This is a genomic window from Paenibacillus baekrokdamisoli (assembly GCF_003945345.1).
In the GTDB taxonomy this organism is placed as follows: domain Bacteria; phylum Bacillota; class Bacilli; order Paenibacillales; family Paenibacillaceae; genus Paenibacillus_Z; species Paenibacillus_Z baekrokdamisoli.
Window position 1 is genome coordinate 4,933,248 of the sequence record NZ_AP019308.1, and the last position, 19,625, is coordinate 4,952,872.

General features: G+C 45.8%; 14 protein-coding genes. 2 read left to right on the forward strand and 12 right to left on the reverse strand.

The window, feature by feature from the left end:
* Positions 1-45: 45 nt before the first annotated feature.
* The 10 genes from EKN16_RS21745 to EKN16_RS32420 all read right to left on the reverse strand — a co-directional run bounded on the left by EKN16_RS21745 (position 46) and on the right by EKN16_RS32420 (position 13,988).
* Positions 46-1,833, reverse strand: a complete 1,788-nt coding sequence (locus EKN16_RS21745; RefSeq protein ID WP_125662105.1) for an L-fucose isomerase — start codon at positions 1,831-1,833, stop codon at positions 46-48.
* Positions 1,834-1,846: 13 nt separating this feature from the next.
* Positions 1,847-3,061: a TIM barrel protein gene (locus tag EKN16_RS21750; RefSeq protein WP_125662108.1), complete on the reverse strand. Its 1,215-nt coding sequence runs from the start codon at positions 3,059-3,061 to the stop codon at positions 1,847-1,849.
* 144 nt (positions 3,062-3,205) lie between these two features.
* Positions 3,206-4,090, reverse strand: coding sequence for an AraC family transcriptional regulator (locus tag EKN16_RS21755; protein ID WP_125662111.1), 885 nt, complete (start codon positions 4,088-4,090; stop codon positions 3,206-3,208).
* 175 nt (positions 4,091-4,265) lie between these two features.
* Positions 4,266-7,436 carry a glycosyl hydrolase 2 galactose-binding domain-containing protein gene (locus EKN16_RS21760; RefSeq protein WP_164522932.1) on the reverse strand — a complete coding sequence of 1,057 codons (3,171 nt, stop codon included), beginning with the start codon at positions 7,434-7,436 and terminating at the stop codon, positions 4,266-4,268.
* 54 nt (positions 7,437-7,490) lie between these two features.
* A complete protein-coding gene (locus EKN16_RS21765; RefSeq protein ID WP_164522933.1) occupies positions 7,491-8,276 on the reverse strand; it encodes a phytanoyl-CoA dioxygenase family protein in 786 nt (261 codons plus the stop codon).
* 156 nt (positions 8,277-8,432) lie between these two features.
* Positions 8,433-9,752 (reverse strand): right-handed parallel beta-helix repeat-containing protein, encoded by a 1,320-nt coding sequence (locus EKN16_RS21770; RefSeq protein WP_125662120.1) that lies wholly within the window; start codon positions 9,750-9,752, stop codon positions 8,433-8,435.
* Between the two features lie 153 nt (positions 9,753-9,905).
* On the reverse strand, positions 9,906-11,609 hold the full coding sequence (locus EKN16_RS21775; RefSeq protein WP_125662123.1) for an extracellular solute-binding protein: 1,704 nt from the start codon (positions 11,607-11,609) through the stop codon (positions 9,906-9,908).
* A 49-nt stretch (positions 11,610-11,658) separates the two neighbouring features.
* A complete protein-coding gene (locus EKN16_RS33175) occupies positions 11,659-12,072 on the reverse strand; it encodes a carbohydrate ABC transporter permease (RefSeq protein WP_232015927.1) in 414 nt (137 codons plus the stop codon).
* Positions 12,073-12,554: 482 nt separating this feature from the next.
* Positions 12,555-13,493 (reverse strand): ABC transporter permease, encoded by a 939-nt coding sequence (locus EKN16_RS21785; RefSeq protein ID WP_125662129.1) that lies wholly within the window; start codon positions 13,491-13,493, stop codon positions 12,555-12,557.
* 348 nt (positions 13,494-13,841) lie between these two features.
* Complete coding sequence (locus EKN16_RS32420; protein ID WP_164522934.1) at positions 13,842-13,988, reverse strand: hypothetical protein; 147 nt, start codon at positions 13,986-13,988, stop codon at positions 13,842-13,844.
* 376 nt (positions 13,989-14,364) lie between these two features.
* Between EKN16_RS32420 and EKN16_RS21790 the strand changes: the two genes are divergently transcribed.
* Positions 14,365-16,197 carry a sensor histidine kinase gene (locus EKN16_RS21790; protein WP_125662132.1) on the forward strand — a complete coding sequence of 611 codons (1,833 nt, stop codon included), beginning with the start codon at positions 14,365-14,367 and terminating at the stop codon, positions 16,195-16,197.
* Between the two features lie 11 nt (positions 16,198-16,208).
* Positions 16,209-17,804 carry a response regulator transcription factor gene (locus tag EKN16_RS21795; protein ID WP_125662135.1) on the forward strand — a complete coding sequence of 532 codons (1,596 nt, stop codon included), beginning with the start codon at positions 16,209-16,211 and terminating at the stop codon, positions 17,802-17,804.
* 45 nt (positions 17,805-17,849) lie between these two features.
* Here EKN16_RS21795 and EKN16_RS21800 read toward each other — a convergent pair whose 3' ends face one another.
* Both EKN16_RS21800 and EKN16_RS21805 read right to left on the reverse strand, forming a co-directional pair.
* Positions 17,850-18,698, reverse strand: a complete 849-nt coding sequence (locus EKN16_RS21800) for a carbohydrate ABC transporter permease (RefSeq protein WP_125662138.1) — start codon at positions 18,696-18,698, stop codon at positions 17,850-17,852.
* Positions 18,688-19,572 carry a carbohydrate ABC transporter permease gene (locus tag EKN16_RS21805; protein WP_125662141.1) on the reverse strand — a complete coding sequence of 295 codons (885 nt, stop codon included), beginning with the start codon at positions 19,570-19,572 and terminating at the stop codon, positions 18,688-18,690. The genes EKN16_RS21800 and EKN16_RS21805 overlap by 11 nt, the downstream gene beginning before the upstream one ends.
* Between the last annotated feature and the right edge of the window lie 53 nt (positions 19,573-19,625).

Consider the following 19,625-nt stretch of genomic DNA (forward strand, 5'->3'; position numbering starts at 1 on the left):
GTTATCGGGTCTGTTCCTTACGCTCGTCCTGTAAGACCTATCTACCTACCTATAGAGTGGTCCGAAGTTCGCACATGCCCGGAAATCGGCCCCTTGCAGGTCGTCCATTCCGAACGCGCTCCATGCCCGTGGACGGTAAACATTGGATTCCCGCACATTGTGCATGCACACCGGGATTCGGAGAATTGATGCGAGCGTGATCAGATCCGCACCGATATGACCGTAGCTGATCGCCCCGTGATTGGAGCCCCAATGATCCATTACCGTGTAAACGTCCTGAAAAGCTCCTTTGCCCGTCAATATCGGAGCAAACCAGGTTGATGGCCAAGTGGGACTCGTCCTCTGATCTAACGTTTCATGCACGTGAACGGGCAGTTCAACCGTATATCCCTCCGCTAGCTGCATAACAGGGCCGAGTCCTTTGACGAGATTAATGCGGGTCATCGTTACCGGCATGCCGCCTTTCGTCACAAAATCGGTGGAGTAACCGCCGCCGCGAAAATATTCCAAATCCGCGGGACGCCATGATGTAGCTTGCAGGCAGGCTTCAACTTCCTCATCGCCGATTTCCCAGAAAGGCTTCATGACCGGTTGGCTGTCCCGCGATTGCTCGCCCGTGCCGTCCAGAGCGGCAGGCCCCGAATTGATCAGGTGCAGCATGCCATCCTTTGCCGGACCCGTCAGCTCGTAACCGGAAATGCGTTTAACCGCTTCCGGACTCCAGAATGTCCGAACGTCCGCGAATATTTGTGCACATTGGGTAAGCAAATAGTTAAAGAGCATCGACACGCCGTTAAGGCTGTCATTCTCTGTCGCGAGAATATAAGGCGCGCGAATGCCGTTCCAATCGAACGAAGAGCAAAGAATCGCCTCCATGAAATCGCCGTTGGGGAAGTGGTCCGTCCATTGTCGCTGACCTTGAAAGCCTCCCACGATCGCATAATGCCCCAGCGCTTCTTCCCCATAGCCTAGCTCTGCCAATTTCGGATTGCCAACCATCAGATCCCGGCCAATCAGTGTCATCTTTACCGCCGTATCCCAATCCCCGTCCTTCTGTAGCTGCGTCCGCTGCCGATCCTGTGGGTTATTGTCCGCGCCTTCCGAGCAGTTCCGCTTCACCCAAGCCATGGCTACCTTGAATTCCTCGGGATCATAAATTTCACGATCCATCCTTCTGACGAATTCGGACATATCCACGTATTCATTGCGCATGCCCAGGTAATCCTGGAAGAAGCTTTCGTCGATTATGGAGCCCGCGATGCCCATAGAAACGGAGCCAAGTGAAAGGTATGCTCTTCCGCGCATAAGAGCTGCGGCCATAGCGGCTCTGGCAAACCGGAGCAGCTTCTCCTCAACGTCAGCGGGAATATCCGTGTCCTTGGCATCCTGTACCTCGCGGCCATAAATACCGAAAGCAGGAATACCTTTCTGATTGTGTCCGGCGATGACGGCGGCCAAATAAACCGCGCCCGGCCTCTCAGTCCCATTAAAGCCCCAAATCGCTTTAGGCATTGTCGGATCGTCGTCCATCGTTTCCGTGCCGTAACACCAACAAGGTGTAACGGTGATGGAAACACCGACGCCTTCTTTGCGGAATTTGTGCGCCGAAGCGGCGGCTTCCACCGCTCCTCCGATGCAGGTGTCGGATATGACGCATTCAATCGACTCCCCATTCGGGTACTTAAGCCGCTCAGACAATAAACTGGCGACTTTCCTCGCCATTTCCATTGTCTGCTCTTCCAGCGATTGTCTGACCCCTTGACGGCCGTCTATCGTGGGACGGATTCCGATCTTCGGAAAGGGCGTTGACCACCTGTGCCATTGTGAACTCATCGATATCCCTCCATTATTTATTACCATCGGTAGTTACCGCTCCGCAAGCCTTCAAGGCCTCGCTAAGCCGTATGCCGTCCCGCGGGATGAAATGGCGCCAATATCGGACCGAATCCTCCATCTTGCGAATGATATCCGTATTCATTTCGCTCGTTCCCGAGAAAATTTCCAATGTCAGAAACAGCTCTTCACATCTTGGAGGCATAAGGCCATCCTCCGGTTTATGATACGATCTGGCGATTGCTTCAAGCACCCGTTCACCAGCTATGATTCCCGTCCGGTTGGCCTCCTGCGTGAAGGGAAGGTGTGCCGATGAGGCCCCAGTCGTTTGCTGCAAATGAACGATCGGAGAATATGCCGCAAGCTCCTCCAGCCACAGATAAGTGTCACCATCGTCCCAGCTGGCAAACAGATGGGGATAACGCTCCATCTCATGACCGATCTGCTCGATATACGCGGCTTCTTTATCGGCCCCTGCTCCCACCATTTCATCGAATAATCGGTAAGCCGTCCGGGGTCCCAACCAGAAAGAGTGAAGCCGTTCGCCGCCCCGGACTTTTGCTACCGCTTCCGATATCGTATCCGGGGTTGGTCGCATGAATTTTCGCTGCCCGCTTTGATGCCCGGTATCCAGGGTCAAATAGAAGGAAGAGCTGGACGCCGCATAAACTTCCCGCAGCAACTTCCTAGCTCCGTCGATCGTCCATGGAATTTGATGCGGCGTATACATTTGCTCGACGCCTGGCGTACGAACTCCAATTGCCCCACAGAACGTCGCGATATCCGCCAATCTTGCGTACAGGTCGCGTTCTGCAGCCTCATACAGCTGCGCGTTTTGCAGCGTGCTATCGGAAAAAGCGTGGCAGTAAAATCCAAGGCCGGCGCCCGTTTCCGCTGCGAGCCTAGCCATCGGCTTTAACCATTCCTCCTGCAGCCGGTCCCGGATTCGCTTGTCTGTGTGGGAAAGACCGAGCGTCGTGTAAGTCCCATGTCCAGAAAAAAAGGTGGCAACCCGCGATCCGGTCCTGTCGCATGCCTGATGCAGCTCATCCTTCCAGGATCGCAAGTACTCCTTTCCCATGTATAGCGGGTCACATTCGTTATCCGCACTCGCTTCGATATTAGTAACGCCCATCCCGCGGATCAGGTCGACCCATTCTGAGGGACGTGTCCACCGTTTAGAAGCAAAACAGTTGTCTACGGATAAATACAGTTTTGGATCAGTCATTGGCGCGCTCCTTCTAAGTAATTACCGGGGACATAAACAATATCGTTCCGGTTTCTTGAACTCAAAATCATTTTATTTCATCAATCACCTAGCGTCTTTGTCCCCAAGAACGATTATTGGTCCAAAATGACGAATTGAAGGGCTTCAGGCTTCAACCCTTCTGGCATATACAGCAAGGAAATGGCTAGGCGCGACCCCCGTTTGCTTCTTAAAGACTTTGCTGAACTGATGCAAGCTAGCGAAACCGACTCTTTCCGCTATGGATGACAACGTCTCATCACCGATTGCAATTAATTTCTTTGCTTCTTCTATACGAACCTGATTTAAATATTTATGAACGGAAATGCCAAGTTGATCTTTAAAAATAAAAGATAGATGGCTTGAAGAAACCCCGCAGTCCCAACTGATTTTGATATTGTCCAGATCCGGAATACAATAGTTGGAATGAATGTAATCGATGCTTTTTTTAATAATGGCCCAGCCCTTGGTAACTATGCCCTTCTCTAACGAATAAATCTTCTGATTTCGCAAAAAAATAATAATCAACTCGATTAGCAATGCCTTCGACAATAACGAATAGTTTGGAGACTTCCCCATGTATTCCCGATACATTTTTAAGAAAGAGCAATTTACATTCTTTTGATCCACATAAGGCAATCGTGAAACCGGCGAGAAGCCTGAAAAATACATCTCCTCCGGATACACTTCATTTTGGCCGTCTTTCGAAATGCCGACATTGTCCCAGAAGGTCCTTTCTTTCCTGAAATACAGGTCGAAATGGGCAATATATTGGATAAGTGGTCTTGCTGAAGTGACGTTGATAAGATGATTGACGAATGGCGGGACAAGAATGAGATCTCCTTTTGAAACGGGATAAGTAATCCCGTTGATGCTGAATTCAGCCTCCCCATCTTCTATATAGGTAAGGACATTATCGTAGTCGATCCAACTGTTTGAGAAAGCAGACGAGGTGACAATTTTGGCGATTCTTACAAAAGGAGATATATCGTTTAGCCGATCAGCATTCAATCTGATCCCTCCATTTTGTTCAGCATCAATCCTACAAGGATATGATTCTACTTTACTCCCTGGGCCATCTCAGCGAAATTAGGCTACCTCCATAAAACGTGTAATATATCCATGCGTTTTCGTCAAATAAAAAAACACTGCCTTAACAAGCGGCAGTGTTGGGTAGATAGGATCGTTATTTATTTAATACAAGATCAAGCGCGTCCCAGGAAAACCAACCGCCCTTCACTTCGATTCTGATCATATTTTTTCCCTCATGCAGTGTACCTGCGGGAAGATCAAAAACAAGGGTCTTCGGAAAAGCCAGGTGGGCGGGATCGGCTTTCTGGATTCCAAAACCGGGCTGCAGCTTCTGTGTAAAGCTCGTTTCGTTCACATAAACCGCAACCAACGTCTCCTTTTCAGAAGCTTGGTCCGCGGTATGAATGCGCAATTTTCCGGTACTCCTTGCGGATTCGGCCTCTGCCTCAAACGAGAACGCCACCTTCTCTTTAACCAGATAAGATACATTCGCTGGATCGATCCTTCTTCCTTCATGGAAGGCTTCTCTACCTTCATTGACTTCTTCGTTGAGGCTACCGGCATATTCCCGCGTCATGCTGTCTAATCTTCCCATGGAGAGTACAACATCCGGTGAAGGCTCGGAACGTAAGATGTCGGCGTTCCAGCATCGAATCTCCCATCCCGTCTGGCTCAAGGATAAACCTTCCCGCACTGACGACGCGCAGACCTTGATCACTCGCGTTTCACCTGGAGGAATGGAGATGAAGTTATTGTCGATAAAAAGATCGGTGCGGTATTCAAGAACAGAGTGCAGCTCGCAGAACATGGCCGTCATTCCCCCTATATTCGCTACAACGAACGAAAGGCTTTCTTCGCCTCCATGCTCTACGCGTTCTGCAGAGACGAGTTTAATCTCCGTTCTAGTAACAACTCCCCCATTAACGCACGTTGTCACGTAAGGAATGCCGTAATCATGATCTGGCAATCCAGTGTTCAACAGTCCTCTTAAAGGGCCCTTCGCACCTTTCATTCCAAACACATAGGCTCGTTCCGCCAACATCTCTCCCGAGGCATCTCTGAGCGCCAGTTCGACCACAATCGGACCAAGACGGGTAGCCATCGGTGGGAGCAGATTCACCTGGTCCAGGGATACGACTTCATGAGGGCTGATACAGGCAGTTCCCTGTCCTTTGGCGAAAGCCTCGCCTCTTCTGTCCCTCGCCGTCCAACTCCAATTCAATTTCGAAGCAGTTTCGGCCGCATCGCTTACGAGTAGCAATTCTATGTCTTTGCCATCAAACATGTCATAATTCAGTGAATCATACTTCAGTTGCAGAGTGAGCGGAGCAAGCGCCTGCTTAACGAAGTAGTATTTCATGAGCGGTCGACCGTCATAATCGATCATGAAGCTGCCTGCTCCGTTTGGCCATGGCTCGTTGTAATCCCAAGTCGTAAATCCTCCCAGCTTCTCCCCTTTTGCCCGTAACGCATCGATAATATAGCGGACACCTTCCGCTCCGATGAATTGTCCGCCTTTGATCAATGATTCGAGCCCATCCAACTCACCGAACAATTGCTCGATTGTGCCTTTCGCCAGCCACATGTCTTTAGAGAAAACCGCGTTAACTGCATTTTTTCTGATCAGGACAGGATCTTCTTCGTTGATCGGCCACTGTGATGCGGGCGGTATGTCCCTATGCCATACTTCCAGATTTGCTGGTGTCTGACAGCCAACTTCCCCATAGCGCATCATAGGAATGACGCCGAAATTATCCTTGATCTCTACATTGAATTGTTTGTAATGAAGCTCGGGAATGTAATCCCACGGAGCGTGCCTGGAGCCTTGGATCGGGCAGGTTGCCCTAAATAGCCGGTCATCCTCCGCCGACACCGCCTTCTCCTGGACGCGAAGCGCCGTATGATCGCTACCCTGTTTGAAATACCATTCGAGTTCATTGCCTCCCGACCATTCGATAATGGACGGATGGTTCCGAAGCTGCTTCACGATATTGCGGATCGTCTCTTCGAAATGATGCAGAAAAACCGGCTCGTTCTCGGGAACGCAGTTGGCAATCGGAAAATCGACAAGAAGCATAAGCCCAAGCTCATCCGCTGCATCGTAAAGGGAATCGGGAAAGATCACCTGGCCTCCATGCTGACGAAGTGTATTCATGTGGCACGCTTTGGCCATCTGGATAAAATGTCTTCCTCGGTCTCCGATCCTGCCGTACAATAGATCGGGCGCAACTAGATTGGAGCCCATCGTACGGATCGGACGGCCGTTAAGGATTAGCCTAAACGGATTCGGGAAATCTTCCGCGGCTCCCTCGACCTGCTCCCATCGCACATCCCGAACTCCAAACCGGGTTGTTGTCCGGTCGCTGATTCCTGAGTTCGACGCAAGAACCAATTCGCTGGTCAATACATATAAAGGTTGGTCGCCGTAGCCGTTCGGCCACCATAGCTCCGGGTCGGGCAATTCGATCCGTCCCTCAACCATGTTGCTCCCCTTCTTCAACTGGGCTTTGATGTCCGCCGACAGGGATATCCCATTTCCCGAAACATGGAAGATCGCCGCAACCTCCGCATTCTCCGTGCTGTCCACTTCCAACCTGACCACGACGGTCGCCTTGCGGTATTGCTCGCTCAAACGGGTTTGCACTTGAACCCATTCCACTTTGGCCGGTCCCGACGCTTCCAACCTAACGTCCTTCCAGATTCCGAGCGTCCAAATATTCGTACCCCAGTCATAGCTGAAGTTAGCCGGACTTTTCAAGCCCTTCAACACTTGTCGGGTCTTGTTGTTAGCCTCGACAAAAAAATACGGTGTGCCGTCACCGCTCATTTTCCCGTCCGAACCGATTAGATAAGGCAAGATTTCTTCGGGCATCCGGCTGATTTTAACTTCCAGACGGTTTCGTTCCCCGGTTCGGACAACATCCGTCACGTCAAAATCGAACCGTTGAAACATGCCTTCGTGCGTGCCTAGCCTGCTGCCGTTGAGCCAAACCTCGCATGCGTAATCCACACCGTCCAAATACAATTTGATCCGTTTGCCGGTCATGCTCACGGGTGCGTCGAAATCTTTCCGGTACCACCAATCCTGTCGAGCGACCTCCAATAACCGCGGATCTCCTTCGCCGTACCAGAGCGGCTTCAACTTCCTCGCCCGCTCCAGATCGGCCTGTATATTGCCGGGGACTGTGGCGGATATCCACTCTCCCCCGTCTTGGCCGGGAAACGGAAAGCTTTCGTCTCCCGCTTCGTTCTCGCAACGGATTTTCCAATCTTCTCCGTTCAAGGATAAACTCTCCGACAATCGTACTGCACGGGTCTGGTTCATCTTTGTTCCCCCCATTAGATTCTTCTTATTAAACGTCATCCCATCCCGCCGTCGTCACTTTTGATAGATTACCGGGCAAAGATACGGATTCGATAAATCATGAAACAACTTTCCTTCGGTGTTTAACAACTGCTTAGATTTCTCCGTACGCATATGAATGGCGATCGATAGTCTGGGCTCTGTTGAACGATTGCTTCCGCTTCCATGTAGAGTCAAAGGGTGGTGAAAGCTCGCTTGTCCCGGCCTCAATACGGCATTCGCTTCATCCCATACCCTTCCCTCGCGATGAAGCTTCTCTTTTTGCCGTTCAAGATCGTGATCGTTAAAGTTGGCCGTATCCTCAAGAAAGCCCCACCTATGCGATTGTTTGACAAAAGCCATCGGTCCGCTTAGCTCCATCACATCGCTGAGAGCAATCCAGGAAGTGAACACTTCCCCTTCCCAATGGCTCCAGTAGGCATAATCCTGGTGCCAACCGATATTCCCCCGCTCCTCGACATTGCCAGGTTTGTGAATCAATTGGGTCAACCAAACCTGAACCATATTCGCTCCCGTTACGGCTGCCGCCCACTCCCCCAATTTCGCTGAACTGATCATGTTGTAAATGGCTTTATTCGATAGATGGGCATCGTTCACTTTAACCAATTTGGATCCGACGTGTTCCGGCTTATAGCTGCCCCATGACGGAGCGACGCCCAAATCATAGCGGCCTCCCAACACCTCTGATGTCCCATTTCGGGCTTGCTTGACTTCCTCCTCGGAAAAAACATCCGCTCCGATATAATAACCATCCCGTTGATAATGATCTGCCGCTTCCCGCATAAGGGAATGAATCGCCATAAATGTCACCTCTTTCTCATGTGGCAGCGCTTTCATTCCTTGACCCAGAGGCAATTGGCTTGAAGGGTTCGTCTCGAAAGCGCTGTGAATAAAGGATCCTCCTCCAAGCCGACATCTCTTGAAGGAGGATTGTTGCCTGATTCCATAAAAATCCGTCTAATGATTTACTTCCAAATTGTTCGTTATCAATTGTTGGGTTCCCGTGGACAAATTGCTTATTTTGCCGTCAACGTTGTTGAGAAGCATATTCCCCTCAATCATGAGTCCATTGTTCGTGCCAGATGGGATCTGGATGCCATAGGATTGGGTATTCAGGAATCCGTCCGATTCGCCAATTGTGTTCCCTCTGATCATCACATTGGTCGCTGCCGGGACTAAATAAATACCAGCGTGATCGCCGTTTGCAAGGCGTGAATTTCCAGCAATACGGGAGTTAGATACCGTGACGTTCTTCGCGTTCGCGGTAACATAAATGCCTTCTTCGCCATTGTTATATATCCTCGAATCATAAACCCCTAGTCCGTCAACTTGATCGGCGTATATGCCGATCGTCTTGGCGCTGGCCGCCCAACTGTTCGTCAGAACCATAGAAAGCGCCGATTGAAAATCCCATCCAATTCCGCCAAACTGCGTATCTGCCAAACAATTGGTGAAGAATCCATAATTAGGCGGAGGCGTGTTAGGTATCGTGTCTACGAATTTAAAACCCGTTTTTCCGCTTGTCACATTCACGTTCGTGGCATAGATCCCCCCGGTATTGCTGTCGAAGATAGCGCCGATGGAAGTATTGTCGTCGGCGAGGTTGATTTCCAAATTATCAAGATATACATCGCCGATCTGTGCAGTGTAGATAGCGTAATCCACGGGATACGTGAACACGCTATCGGCAACGAAAAATTGATTTCCGCCGACCGCCCTGATGGCTGAGCCCATTTTGTACATGGCTTCCGTGCTGCCGAAGTTAAGATTGAGCAAATAAGTTCTCCATGCCTGATTAAATGTCATAAGCGTTCCTGATGCATTCGGCGCTTCGTATTGGAAATTCAAATCCCGAATGGTCGTATGGTTGACGACCTGACCGTTGTTATCGACTTTCAACAGGGTAACGGACGGATTCGTACCCATAATGACCGTATCCGCGTTATTAGTTCCCATAAGCACTAGATGGCCGCTAGTAATGTTTAATGTTCCGTTCACTTTGTAAGTACCGGAAGGGAAATAAACCGTCCCTCCCCCGTCGTTTTTCGCCATCTCGATGCAACTTTGAATGGCTGCCCTATCATCCGCTGCATCTGTTCCATCAGCGCCGCAATCTGTTACGACATTGAACATGTCCTGCACCAAGGAGGTGCTTGCAGGAGGATCTTTCTTTTTTGCTAATACCCGTTCCTGAGAGAAAGCGACCGAGAGTAATCCCCATACCATCGTAGTAACCGCGACGGTGATCAACCACTGCTTTCCTTTGAATGCCGTCATTCGTTCTCCTCCTAAATGTTAGTCAATGAAATTCATTCCGACCAGTGTGTTCATCCATCACCTCCTAATCGACTCGCTTGCAGCTACCCTTTCACTCTCCCTAGCACGATGCCTTTCATGAATATTTTTTGTTGCCTCTCCTTCACGTTTAACTTATTGAGAAGACTTGTTATTATCTAAAAATAATTGTACTTGACTAATCAGTTCCGCTTTTATCGCTTTTATATCCTTTTGTAATTTTTTATTTTGTTCCCATTTGGACTGCAATTTTGCCATTGCATTCGCTGGGTCAGGAATCATTCCCAATGTATACGGAAGTGTTAGTGATGAAACTTTAGCAAAATCCGGATTAGCCAACTGTGTTTTCACTTTTTGGTCAGAAAAGGTAAACCCTGCAAGTGGTGATTTCATATAGGCCTTTTGGTCTGATTGGTATTGGTAATATTTTATATATTGCTCCGGAATTGAGGTCGGTACTCGAATATAATTCGGGTTCCAAGTAAATTCATATCCTGGAAGGGCATAGTTATTAGCCAAATCAATACCATCCGGGAAAGAATACTTGCTATCCCCAACCGGTATCCAGTTCTTTCCTGGAACCCCGAATTCAAATAAATCATGATTTGCTTGATCAGCAAATAACCAATTTAAAAACATCATCGACCGGTCCAGATTTTTAGAAGATTTTGGGATAGCTATAAAATTCCAGGCCCGGAAATCTGTCAACATACTTTCTGGTTTCAATTCCCGTTGATTTCTGCTAACCATATACATACCCAATTCCGAACTTGGAACCCCAGATTTTAAGCCACCATTGACAGAATCATAAGCAGTTATGGATTCAAAGTAAGCTGCAGATTTCCCAGATGTAAACATACTTTTCGGATCTTTTTGCATTATCGGATCCTTTTCGGTATATCCTTTGTCATGCCACTCTCGGGTCTTCGTGATGACACTATAATCCGGTACATTGAAAGGGAGCGGGAAGTCATTCATTTCTTCTAAAGCTGCTCCGGTTACAGTGGCATTAACGACTTTATTATCCTTAACAAACACCGTTCCACTAACATTCGGAGCCAAAGGTACACCTAACAATCCGGCTTTTGCTTGAGCAAGACTGTCCTCTTGATCCATATCAATAATATCTTTTGCCGAATAGTTACCGTCATTCCTCTCAGCAAAGGGAATCATATTTTTTTCATTTTTTAGAATCGCATCAAAATACTTTTCTAAATCCTGAACACCGTTTATTGAAGTTATTCCATACTTATCCGCCAAATCCTTACGGTAAAAAAGCGTAACCAGTGCACCGTAATTTTGAGTTAAAGGAACACCGTATACATGCGGCTTATTATCCGGGCCAATAAATTCATTATTCTTTAATAAACCTCCAGAAAAAGCTTTCTTCAATCCTGGATATTTATCATTATTAAAGAATTCATCCAGTATAAAATAGTTATCTTTCGCGACAAATTCGTTTAAGCTCATCCAAGGGGCATCAAACACCATGTCCATTTGTTCCCCAGCCGACATTTTAAGTTTTAATTTGTTGTTATAATCGGCTTGTGGGGTCCAAGTAATTTCCAATTTTGTGTTCAACGTATCTTTGGTCTGTTTTTCGAACTCAGCCACCACATCATCCATCTGTTTAGGTTTATCCCCCCAGAGCATAATCTTTAACGTAACTGGTTCTAATGATTTGCTTGCATCCGTGGTTGCCGTATTACTCGTTGTGTCACTTGTCCCCTTGTCCGATGGGGTTTGATTTCCACTTTTTCCTGTGCAAGATGCAAGAATGACCCCTAAGAGACAAAAGATTATTAACAAAGATACACTATGCTTGATACGTTTTTTCATTTCTTTTCCTCCCTTTTTTTGTTTTATGCCAATCGGTTTTTCACCGAGACTAGCCTTTTATGGCTCCGACTTTCAATCCGCCGACAAAATACTTCTGCAAAAATGGGTACAAGAAGATAATGGGACCGATGGTAACAACAGCTGTCGCCAGCCTGACTGCATAAGATGGAGCGATTGGTGAGCCGGCAGGGGCACCTTTCGCGGCAATGGTGGCAGCCATGTCAATGTTCCGAATGATTCTCATAATGATATATTGGAGTGAATACAACCGCGGATTATCAACATACAGCATTCCGGGGAACCAGGAAGACCAATAACCAAGTGCATAAAATAACCCGATAGTCGCAAGAGCAGGTAGGGATAGCGGCAGAACGATCCGGTATAAGATGGTCATTTCTCCTGCTCCCTCTATCTTGGCTGATTCAAACAATTCTACAGGTATATCGTTAAAAAAATTGCGCATTAAAAACATATTCCATGGGCTTAGCAAGGCGGGAATGATATAAACCCAAATAGTATCAGAAAGATGCAAATACTTTGTAATTAAGATATATTGCGGCACTATTCCCCCGCTGAATAGCATGGTAAAGTAAAAGTAAAAGTTTATGTAGTTCTTGTAATACAATCTTCTACCCGATAGGGCATAAGAGGCAGCACAGGTAATTAGCAAACTGAGAAAGGTTCCGGTAATGGTGATAAATATTGTCACAAGGTACGCATCCGGAACTGTATTCGTGGAAAAAATAGCTACATACGCTGCGACTGAAAATTTATGGGGGAAAATTGAATATCCTTCCCTTAACAAACTCCCTTCATCAGTAAAGGAACTGAACATTACCAAGAGAAATGGATAGAGACATATCAACGCAAACAATGAAGAAAGTATATACATCAGACCATTTATCGACTTCACTAAATTAGATTTTTTCACGTTTGTCATCTCCTTTAAAAAATCGCTGATTCTTTATCGTATCGCTTAGTTAGTTTGTTGCACAATAACACCAACGTAAAGCCAACTATCGATTGATATAAACCAATAGCTGCAGTCATGCCCATTGAACCGGAAGTCCTTATGGAACGGAATACATAGGTGTCGATGACATCCGTTGTCGAATACAACATCGAATTATCTCCTATCAAAGAGAAAATCATTTCCAAATTGCCTACAAATATATTTCCCAGACTAAGCAGGAACAGAATAACGATTGTACTCTTCAGAAGAGGTAAGGTAATGCGGAAAATTTGCTGAAGCCGATTAGCTCCATCCATTTTGGCAGCCTCATACAGTTCTTTGTCTATTCCGATAATGGCGGCCATATACACGATAGCTCCAAACCCTGCCCCTTTCCAAATGTTAATGAGAACAAATATGGTTGGCCAGACACCAGGGCTGATATATACATCTAAGGTCTGATCCGTAATATATTTATAAAGTTGGTTGATTACACCAGTATCGGTACTTAAAAAAGCTACCGAAAATAAACCCACTGTTGGCCAGGTGATAAAATTGGGCAAAATCATGACAGATTGGATAACCCTTACAACCGCATTTCGTCCGAGTTCAGTTAAAACGATAGCAATTGTTAAAGCGACAATCGTTCCAGATACAATAAAAAGCATATTTAAATAAATAGTGTTTAGAGTAATAATTAACCAATCATGGCCAGCGAAGAAAAATTTAAAATTATCAACACCCACAAATTTACTGTGGAATAGCCCTTTCATTGGATTGAAATCCTGAAAGGCAATAACCAAACCAACCATCGGTAAATAGGCAAATATTAAACTGAACAATACAGCGGGAAGCACCATAAAATACAGGTTTCTGTTATTAATTAAATCTCTCATACCTTTGTGTTTATTTATTCGACTCTGGAATTTCATAATCTAGTACCACCTATGGTTGAATTGTAAAAAGAATATTTGGAAATAAAACGCTTTCATTAATGAAAGACAACCTGGACAGGATATAAACCGAAAGCGTTCTCTATTAGATTTCATTTAACATCTCCTATAAGATCTTTATGTTAAATCTCTTCTTTCCCTAATAATCATATTCTTTTACTTATAATGCGTCTTTGATTAAAAGAATGTTATTTTGTCAAAAACTACGTTTTTCAAAATTTAAAGCTTCTTAAATATATTGTATTTATGTTCCCATTCTTCCGTATCTTGCGGATCAAACAGTCTTACATCTCACATTCTGGTGACAGACTATCTGTAAATTCCATATCAGGTGCTATCCAGTAATGACATGATTATCTTAACTTCAGCAAGTACATCTCCTCCGGGCAACACCGTTAGCGTCGAGGCATGGCCGTTCCGAAACGATCGGCGATCCTCACATATGTACTCTTTTGTGGCTGAACTATATTTCATTTGTTATCTCCTCCTAACTATGCTTAGCTAAGTGCTGTTAAGTAATGCAACCATGAAGCGTAATGCCCCTTTTCCTAGCCGCAAAAGGGCACGCCGGATAGTTTTAACCACTCGTTTGAGAGCGCTTCCAAGCTCGCTCGACCAACATAATCATAAAAAAATATGGGGGATAAGTCTTTGTTGAAAATGACGTTGTTTTGTCAAAACCTATGAATTTCCGTTGCTATTGATTCTTACGCCGATCGCTAACTAGACAATCTCCAGAGATGGTGTAACATCTCCATAACTTGAATGATGCATGAAGGAATTCATGACGGCGCGTTGAATAGGTTGGAACCAACATATCGCGAGCCTGAAGACGAAATGAGGGAATAGATTGAAAATTCAGGAAATTTATTCGCGTCTAAGCATCAAATACAAAATACTGATCTCATTCTATCTCATCATATTGACAACCTCTCTATCGCTTGGCTATTACTCGTATTACATTGCCAGACAAAGCGTCATGGATAAGGTCAGTTCCGCCAATTTGGAAATCGCTAGGAAAATAAGCAGCAACCTTGATTTTCTGCAGAAGGACATGATCGGCATATCCGTGTCCCTTAGCGTTGACCCCGCCGTGCAAACGATACTGAATTCACAGGGAAGCAGCCTGAAACAAGAACTTGGCTACTTGAACTCGGCGGACGTTCTAATCGGAAACTCCCTCAAGTCCATCACCAATCTGGTAGCCTCCAAAAGTTATCCCATCGACCTCATTCTGTACGCCAACGATCAGGACTTCACTCCATTTCATATCACGAATAACTCTACCGTGAAAGTGAAAGGGTTTTCAGAGATTATGCACACAGATGAATACAACGAGGCTCTGGCGGCGAATGGCCGTGCCGTATGGTTCGTCCAAGAGAAAGCCGGACGGTTTTTCAGCAATGCCAAGCCCAACATCGCAGTCGGCAAAATCATAAAGGATCTGACGACGCTAAAGGTAATCGGCTTCCTGCTCATTAGCATAAACGAGCAGATGATCAAGGATACTTCCTCCCTTGGCTTGCAATTGGATAAGGGTAGCATTGCCATTACCGACAAAGATCTCAAAGTGATTTCTTACGCCGGTTCAGAGTATTATTCGAATATGATCAAAAATCAGAAATTCATTGGATTGACCAATACTGACAAGGATGGTTACGTCTTCGACAAAATTTCCAACCAAGAGATGCTGGTAGCCTACAGTAGCGGTAACCTATCCGGCTGGCATGTTTATTATGCAGTACTGACTGACACTCTTACCCGGAAAGTGAATTCGATTAGAACGTTCACCGCGGTAGCCATTTTGACCTGCATCGTCCTATCCTTTCCCATCGTTCTCTGGATTCTCTCTTCCTTGACTACTCCGATCTATACGATGCTGAAATCGATGAAACGATTTCAGAAAGGCAACTTCGATGAAAAGGTGAAAATCGTTTATCTAGATGAAATGGGAGAGTTATCCCTTGGCTACAACAGAATGATTACGGAAATCAAGGACCTAATCGACAGAGCATACATCTCTCAAATCAAAGAGCGTGAAGCGGAATTAAATGCCCTGCAGGCGCAAATCAACCCCCACTTCCTCTATAACACACTTGACATGATTTTAATGAAAGCCGAGAGAAACAAGGAATCCGATATCGCGGATATGATCTATTCCCTTTCACAGCTTTTTCGCCTGAGCCTGAACCGTGGAAATACGTATACGATCATCGCAAGGGAGAAAGAACTCATCGAGCACTATCTGCTTTTGCAGAAAATCCGGTTTAAAAGCAGGCTGCAATATGAAATTCTGATTGACGACGAGATCCTGAACTACAAGATTCCGAAACTTATCCTGCAGCCGTTCGTCGAAAACGCCATCGTACACGGCATCGAAAGCCTGAAGAGCAACGGCGTCTTGACGATCAAAGGATATCTTGAAGACGGCAGTATTAAATTGCTCGTGGAGGATAACGGAAACGGAATGATGCAGGAGCAATTGGACCGTCTGTTCACTCCTAATGAACTTACGGAAAGAATAGATTCGCCCGCCATAACAGGAGGATATGCCATCCGAAATGTGAACGAGAGGCTTAAGCTGGCCTATAAAGACAAGTACACGCTGAAATTCACCAGCGAACCTGGTAAAGGAATGACGGTCGAAATTACGATTCATGACTTCATACGATCCGCAACTTAGGAGGAATTCGAATGATAAAGCTATTCGTCGTCGATGACGAAGAGGAAATCAGAAGGGGAATCATTGAAAATACGGATTGGGAAGGGAACGGAATCGTCATTTGCGGAGAAGCCGATAATGGGGACGATGCGTTGACGCTGATTGAAGAAAGCGAACCGGACATCCTCCTCATCGATGTCAGAATGCCCGGGTTAAGCGGTTTGCAGGTTGTCGAGTCCCTTCAGTCGACCAAACGGCTCGTCAAATCGATCATTCTAAGTGGGTATGACGACTTTTCTTACGCGCAGAAAGCGCTTAAGTCAGGTGCATGCGACTATTTGCTTAAGCCTTGCCGTTCCAAGGATATTCTGGAAGCCGTCCTTAAAGTCAAAGAACTGATTCTCGTTGAAAACACTCACGTGAACGCCTTAGAGAAACTCAAAACACAATATCAGGAAGGTCTTCCTCTCATCAAGGAGAAGTTTTTATTGCGGATGCTCAACAATCGGTTAAAGATCAACGCGAAATTGCTCCAGAACTTCGAAATCCTTGGTTTAAAAATAAAACCGACCAACTTTGCGGTCATCGTAATCCAGATTATCGATTTCCATTCGTATGCCGAGCAGCATTCCTATCAGGATATCGAATTAATGAAATACGCCATGAAAAATATCGTCATCGAGCTCATTCAGCATGAATACGACTGTGAAATATGCGAGGATGCCGCCGGGTTTTCTATAATCGCCAATTGCCGCGACGGCAGCTCCGAACGTCTCGTCCCGTTATTCGAAACAATTAATTCGAATACGGTCAAATATTTGGGATTCTCCTTATTGATCGGGATTGGTACTTATTATCGAAACATCGAGGATCTTATCTATTCTTATGATGAAGCAATGAAATGCCTTGAATTCGCCTTTATACTCGGAAACAATAAAGTGCTCCACTATAGTGCGATCCCCAAATTCGGCCAAACGAAATCGGTATATCCGATTAACGAGGAAAAGCGTCTAATCGAATCCGTCGCAAGCGGCCGAAGCGAAGATCTGACTGACAGACTTGAAGCCTATTTGTCGATCCTGGTTAACAACAATCCATCCAAAGATTACATTCAGAAATCCTGCCTCGCGCTCATTGTGTCGTTATATCATTTATGCTTGGATAAAGACATCGATCCGGAGAAAATTTTCGGTTCTTATTTTTCTTCCTTGGATCATTTGGTGCAATTTCATTCCCTGAATCAAATTAAAGAAAAGGTCACTGAACTTGTCGGAAAAGTCACGGAAGCGATTCAAAGATCAAGACACAGCAATCGAATCATCATGGTAGCGTTAAAATATATCGAGGATCATTATAACGGTAACCTAACTCTTGAACTGGTCGCAAACCAGGTTTACGTAAACCCGAAATATCTCAGCATGCTGTTCAAACAAACGACCGGCGAAAACTTCGTCGATTATATTCAAACCCTTCGAATCGAAAAAGCCTGCGAGCTTCTGAAAGACTTGAAATTGAAAACATACGAGGTTGCGAATCAAGTCGGTTATTCAGACGAGAAGTATTTCTCTCATATCTTTAAGAAAATAAAGGGAATGCCTCCAAGCCAATTCAGGGATCATCGTCTATAACAAAAGCTCCCTCCGGGGACCGGAAGGAGCAAATGATAATTTAATTTATCCTTTCACGGCCCCGGCGGTCATTCCTTGGATAATATACTTGCTGAATATCGAATAAATAAGAATAACCGGCAATGTTACGGCAACAAGTGCAGCCATGAACAGCGTATATTGCGTCGTATACATCTGGTTAAAATCGTTGAGACCAACGGATACCGTTCGCAAAGCTGGATTGTTTACTAATATTAAAGAAAAAGGAAACTCATTCCAAGTTCCGATGAAATTGAAAATAATAATGGTCGAGATAATAGGCTTGCATAACGGAAACATGACCCGGAACAACAAATCGGACGTTTTGGCCCCCTCCATGATCGCTGCCTCTTCGATTTCATAGGAAACTGTTTTCACGAAGCCTTCGATTAAAATAACCGACATCGGCAATGAATAGGCAATGTAAGGCAAAAACAAGGTATACCAGGCGTCTCCGAGACCCAACAGCTTAAATTGGATAAATACGGGGATCAATAAGGATAACGTAGGCACGATCATTCCGGAAAGAAACAGCAGGTAGATGAGATTCCTTCCTTTAAACCGATATCTGGAAAGGAAATAACCGACAATAAAAGCCAGCACTGTTCCGATAATGACAGAAACTATGCTTAAATAGGCGGAGTTCATAAAATAGGTACCCATTTTCCCTGTAAAGATGGCTCTCTTATAGTTGTCAAATCTCGGATCTAACGCAAGGGCCGTAATATTTCCCAAAAAATCTTTATCTTCCCGAAGCGAGGAATTGATTAGCCACAGCACCGGAAAAATACAGGATAGCGAAAAGGCCAGCACTACGGCATTGATCGAAAATTTCACCAGAAAGGAAACGGGCTTTAATGCGAGATTAGCTCTCATATTTTCTCCCTCCGAGCAGCGACCGGATCAGCAGAGTGATGAGAAGGGTCAAAAGCAGGATGCCGATGGAAACCGCGTTGGCATAGCTTAATTTCATTTCCCTGAATGCTGTCGTGTAAGCATATAACCCCATTACCGACGAGCTTTTCCCCGGACCCCCGCCGGTCAAGACCAAGATGTGATCAAAAGCCTTCATGGAACCAATGATGCAAAAGGTGATGCAGATTTTTAAAGTGCCATATATCATAGGGATCGTGACATACAAGGTTCTTTTCCATCCGGACGCACCGTCCATTTCGGCGGATTCCATTAGATCCGCGGGGATCGAACCGATTGCGCTCAGCAGGATGACCAGGTAAAAACCGACGAACTGCCATATCACCGGAACAGCGACTGTCCTCATGATGATGCTGGGATCGTCCAACCAAAACATAATATAATGCTCCAAGCCTAACTGCCGGAGGATGAAGTTCAGAATGCCAATGTCATAATTGTAGATCAGCTGCCACATCAGCCCGATGACCACGGAAGAGATCACGACTGGAAAAAACATGACATACCGATGAAACGCCTTAAACCTAAGCCACTTCATCGTAAATAGCAGCGCGAACACAAAGGCGATGCCCACTTGGCCGATGACCATGAAGAGCGTAAAAATGGTGCTATTTTTAAATGAAAACCAAAAATCGTCGTCTCGCAATAATTCCACGTATTTATCAAACCAAACGAATTGCTTGACCGAACCGCCAGTCCATTCAAACAGGCTGTAATAAAAGGAAACGAACGTCGGAACGATAGCCATGAAGAAATACAGTCCAACGGGGATACTCAAGTAGAGAAACAGAGTCCTCGGTTTAATCGCTACGTTTTTCATAGATCTCTCCTAAATAGAATCCGAAGTGCGAAATTACACTTCGGACAGGTTTG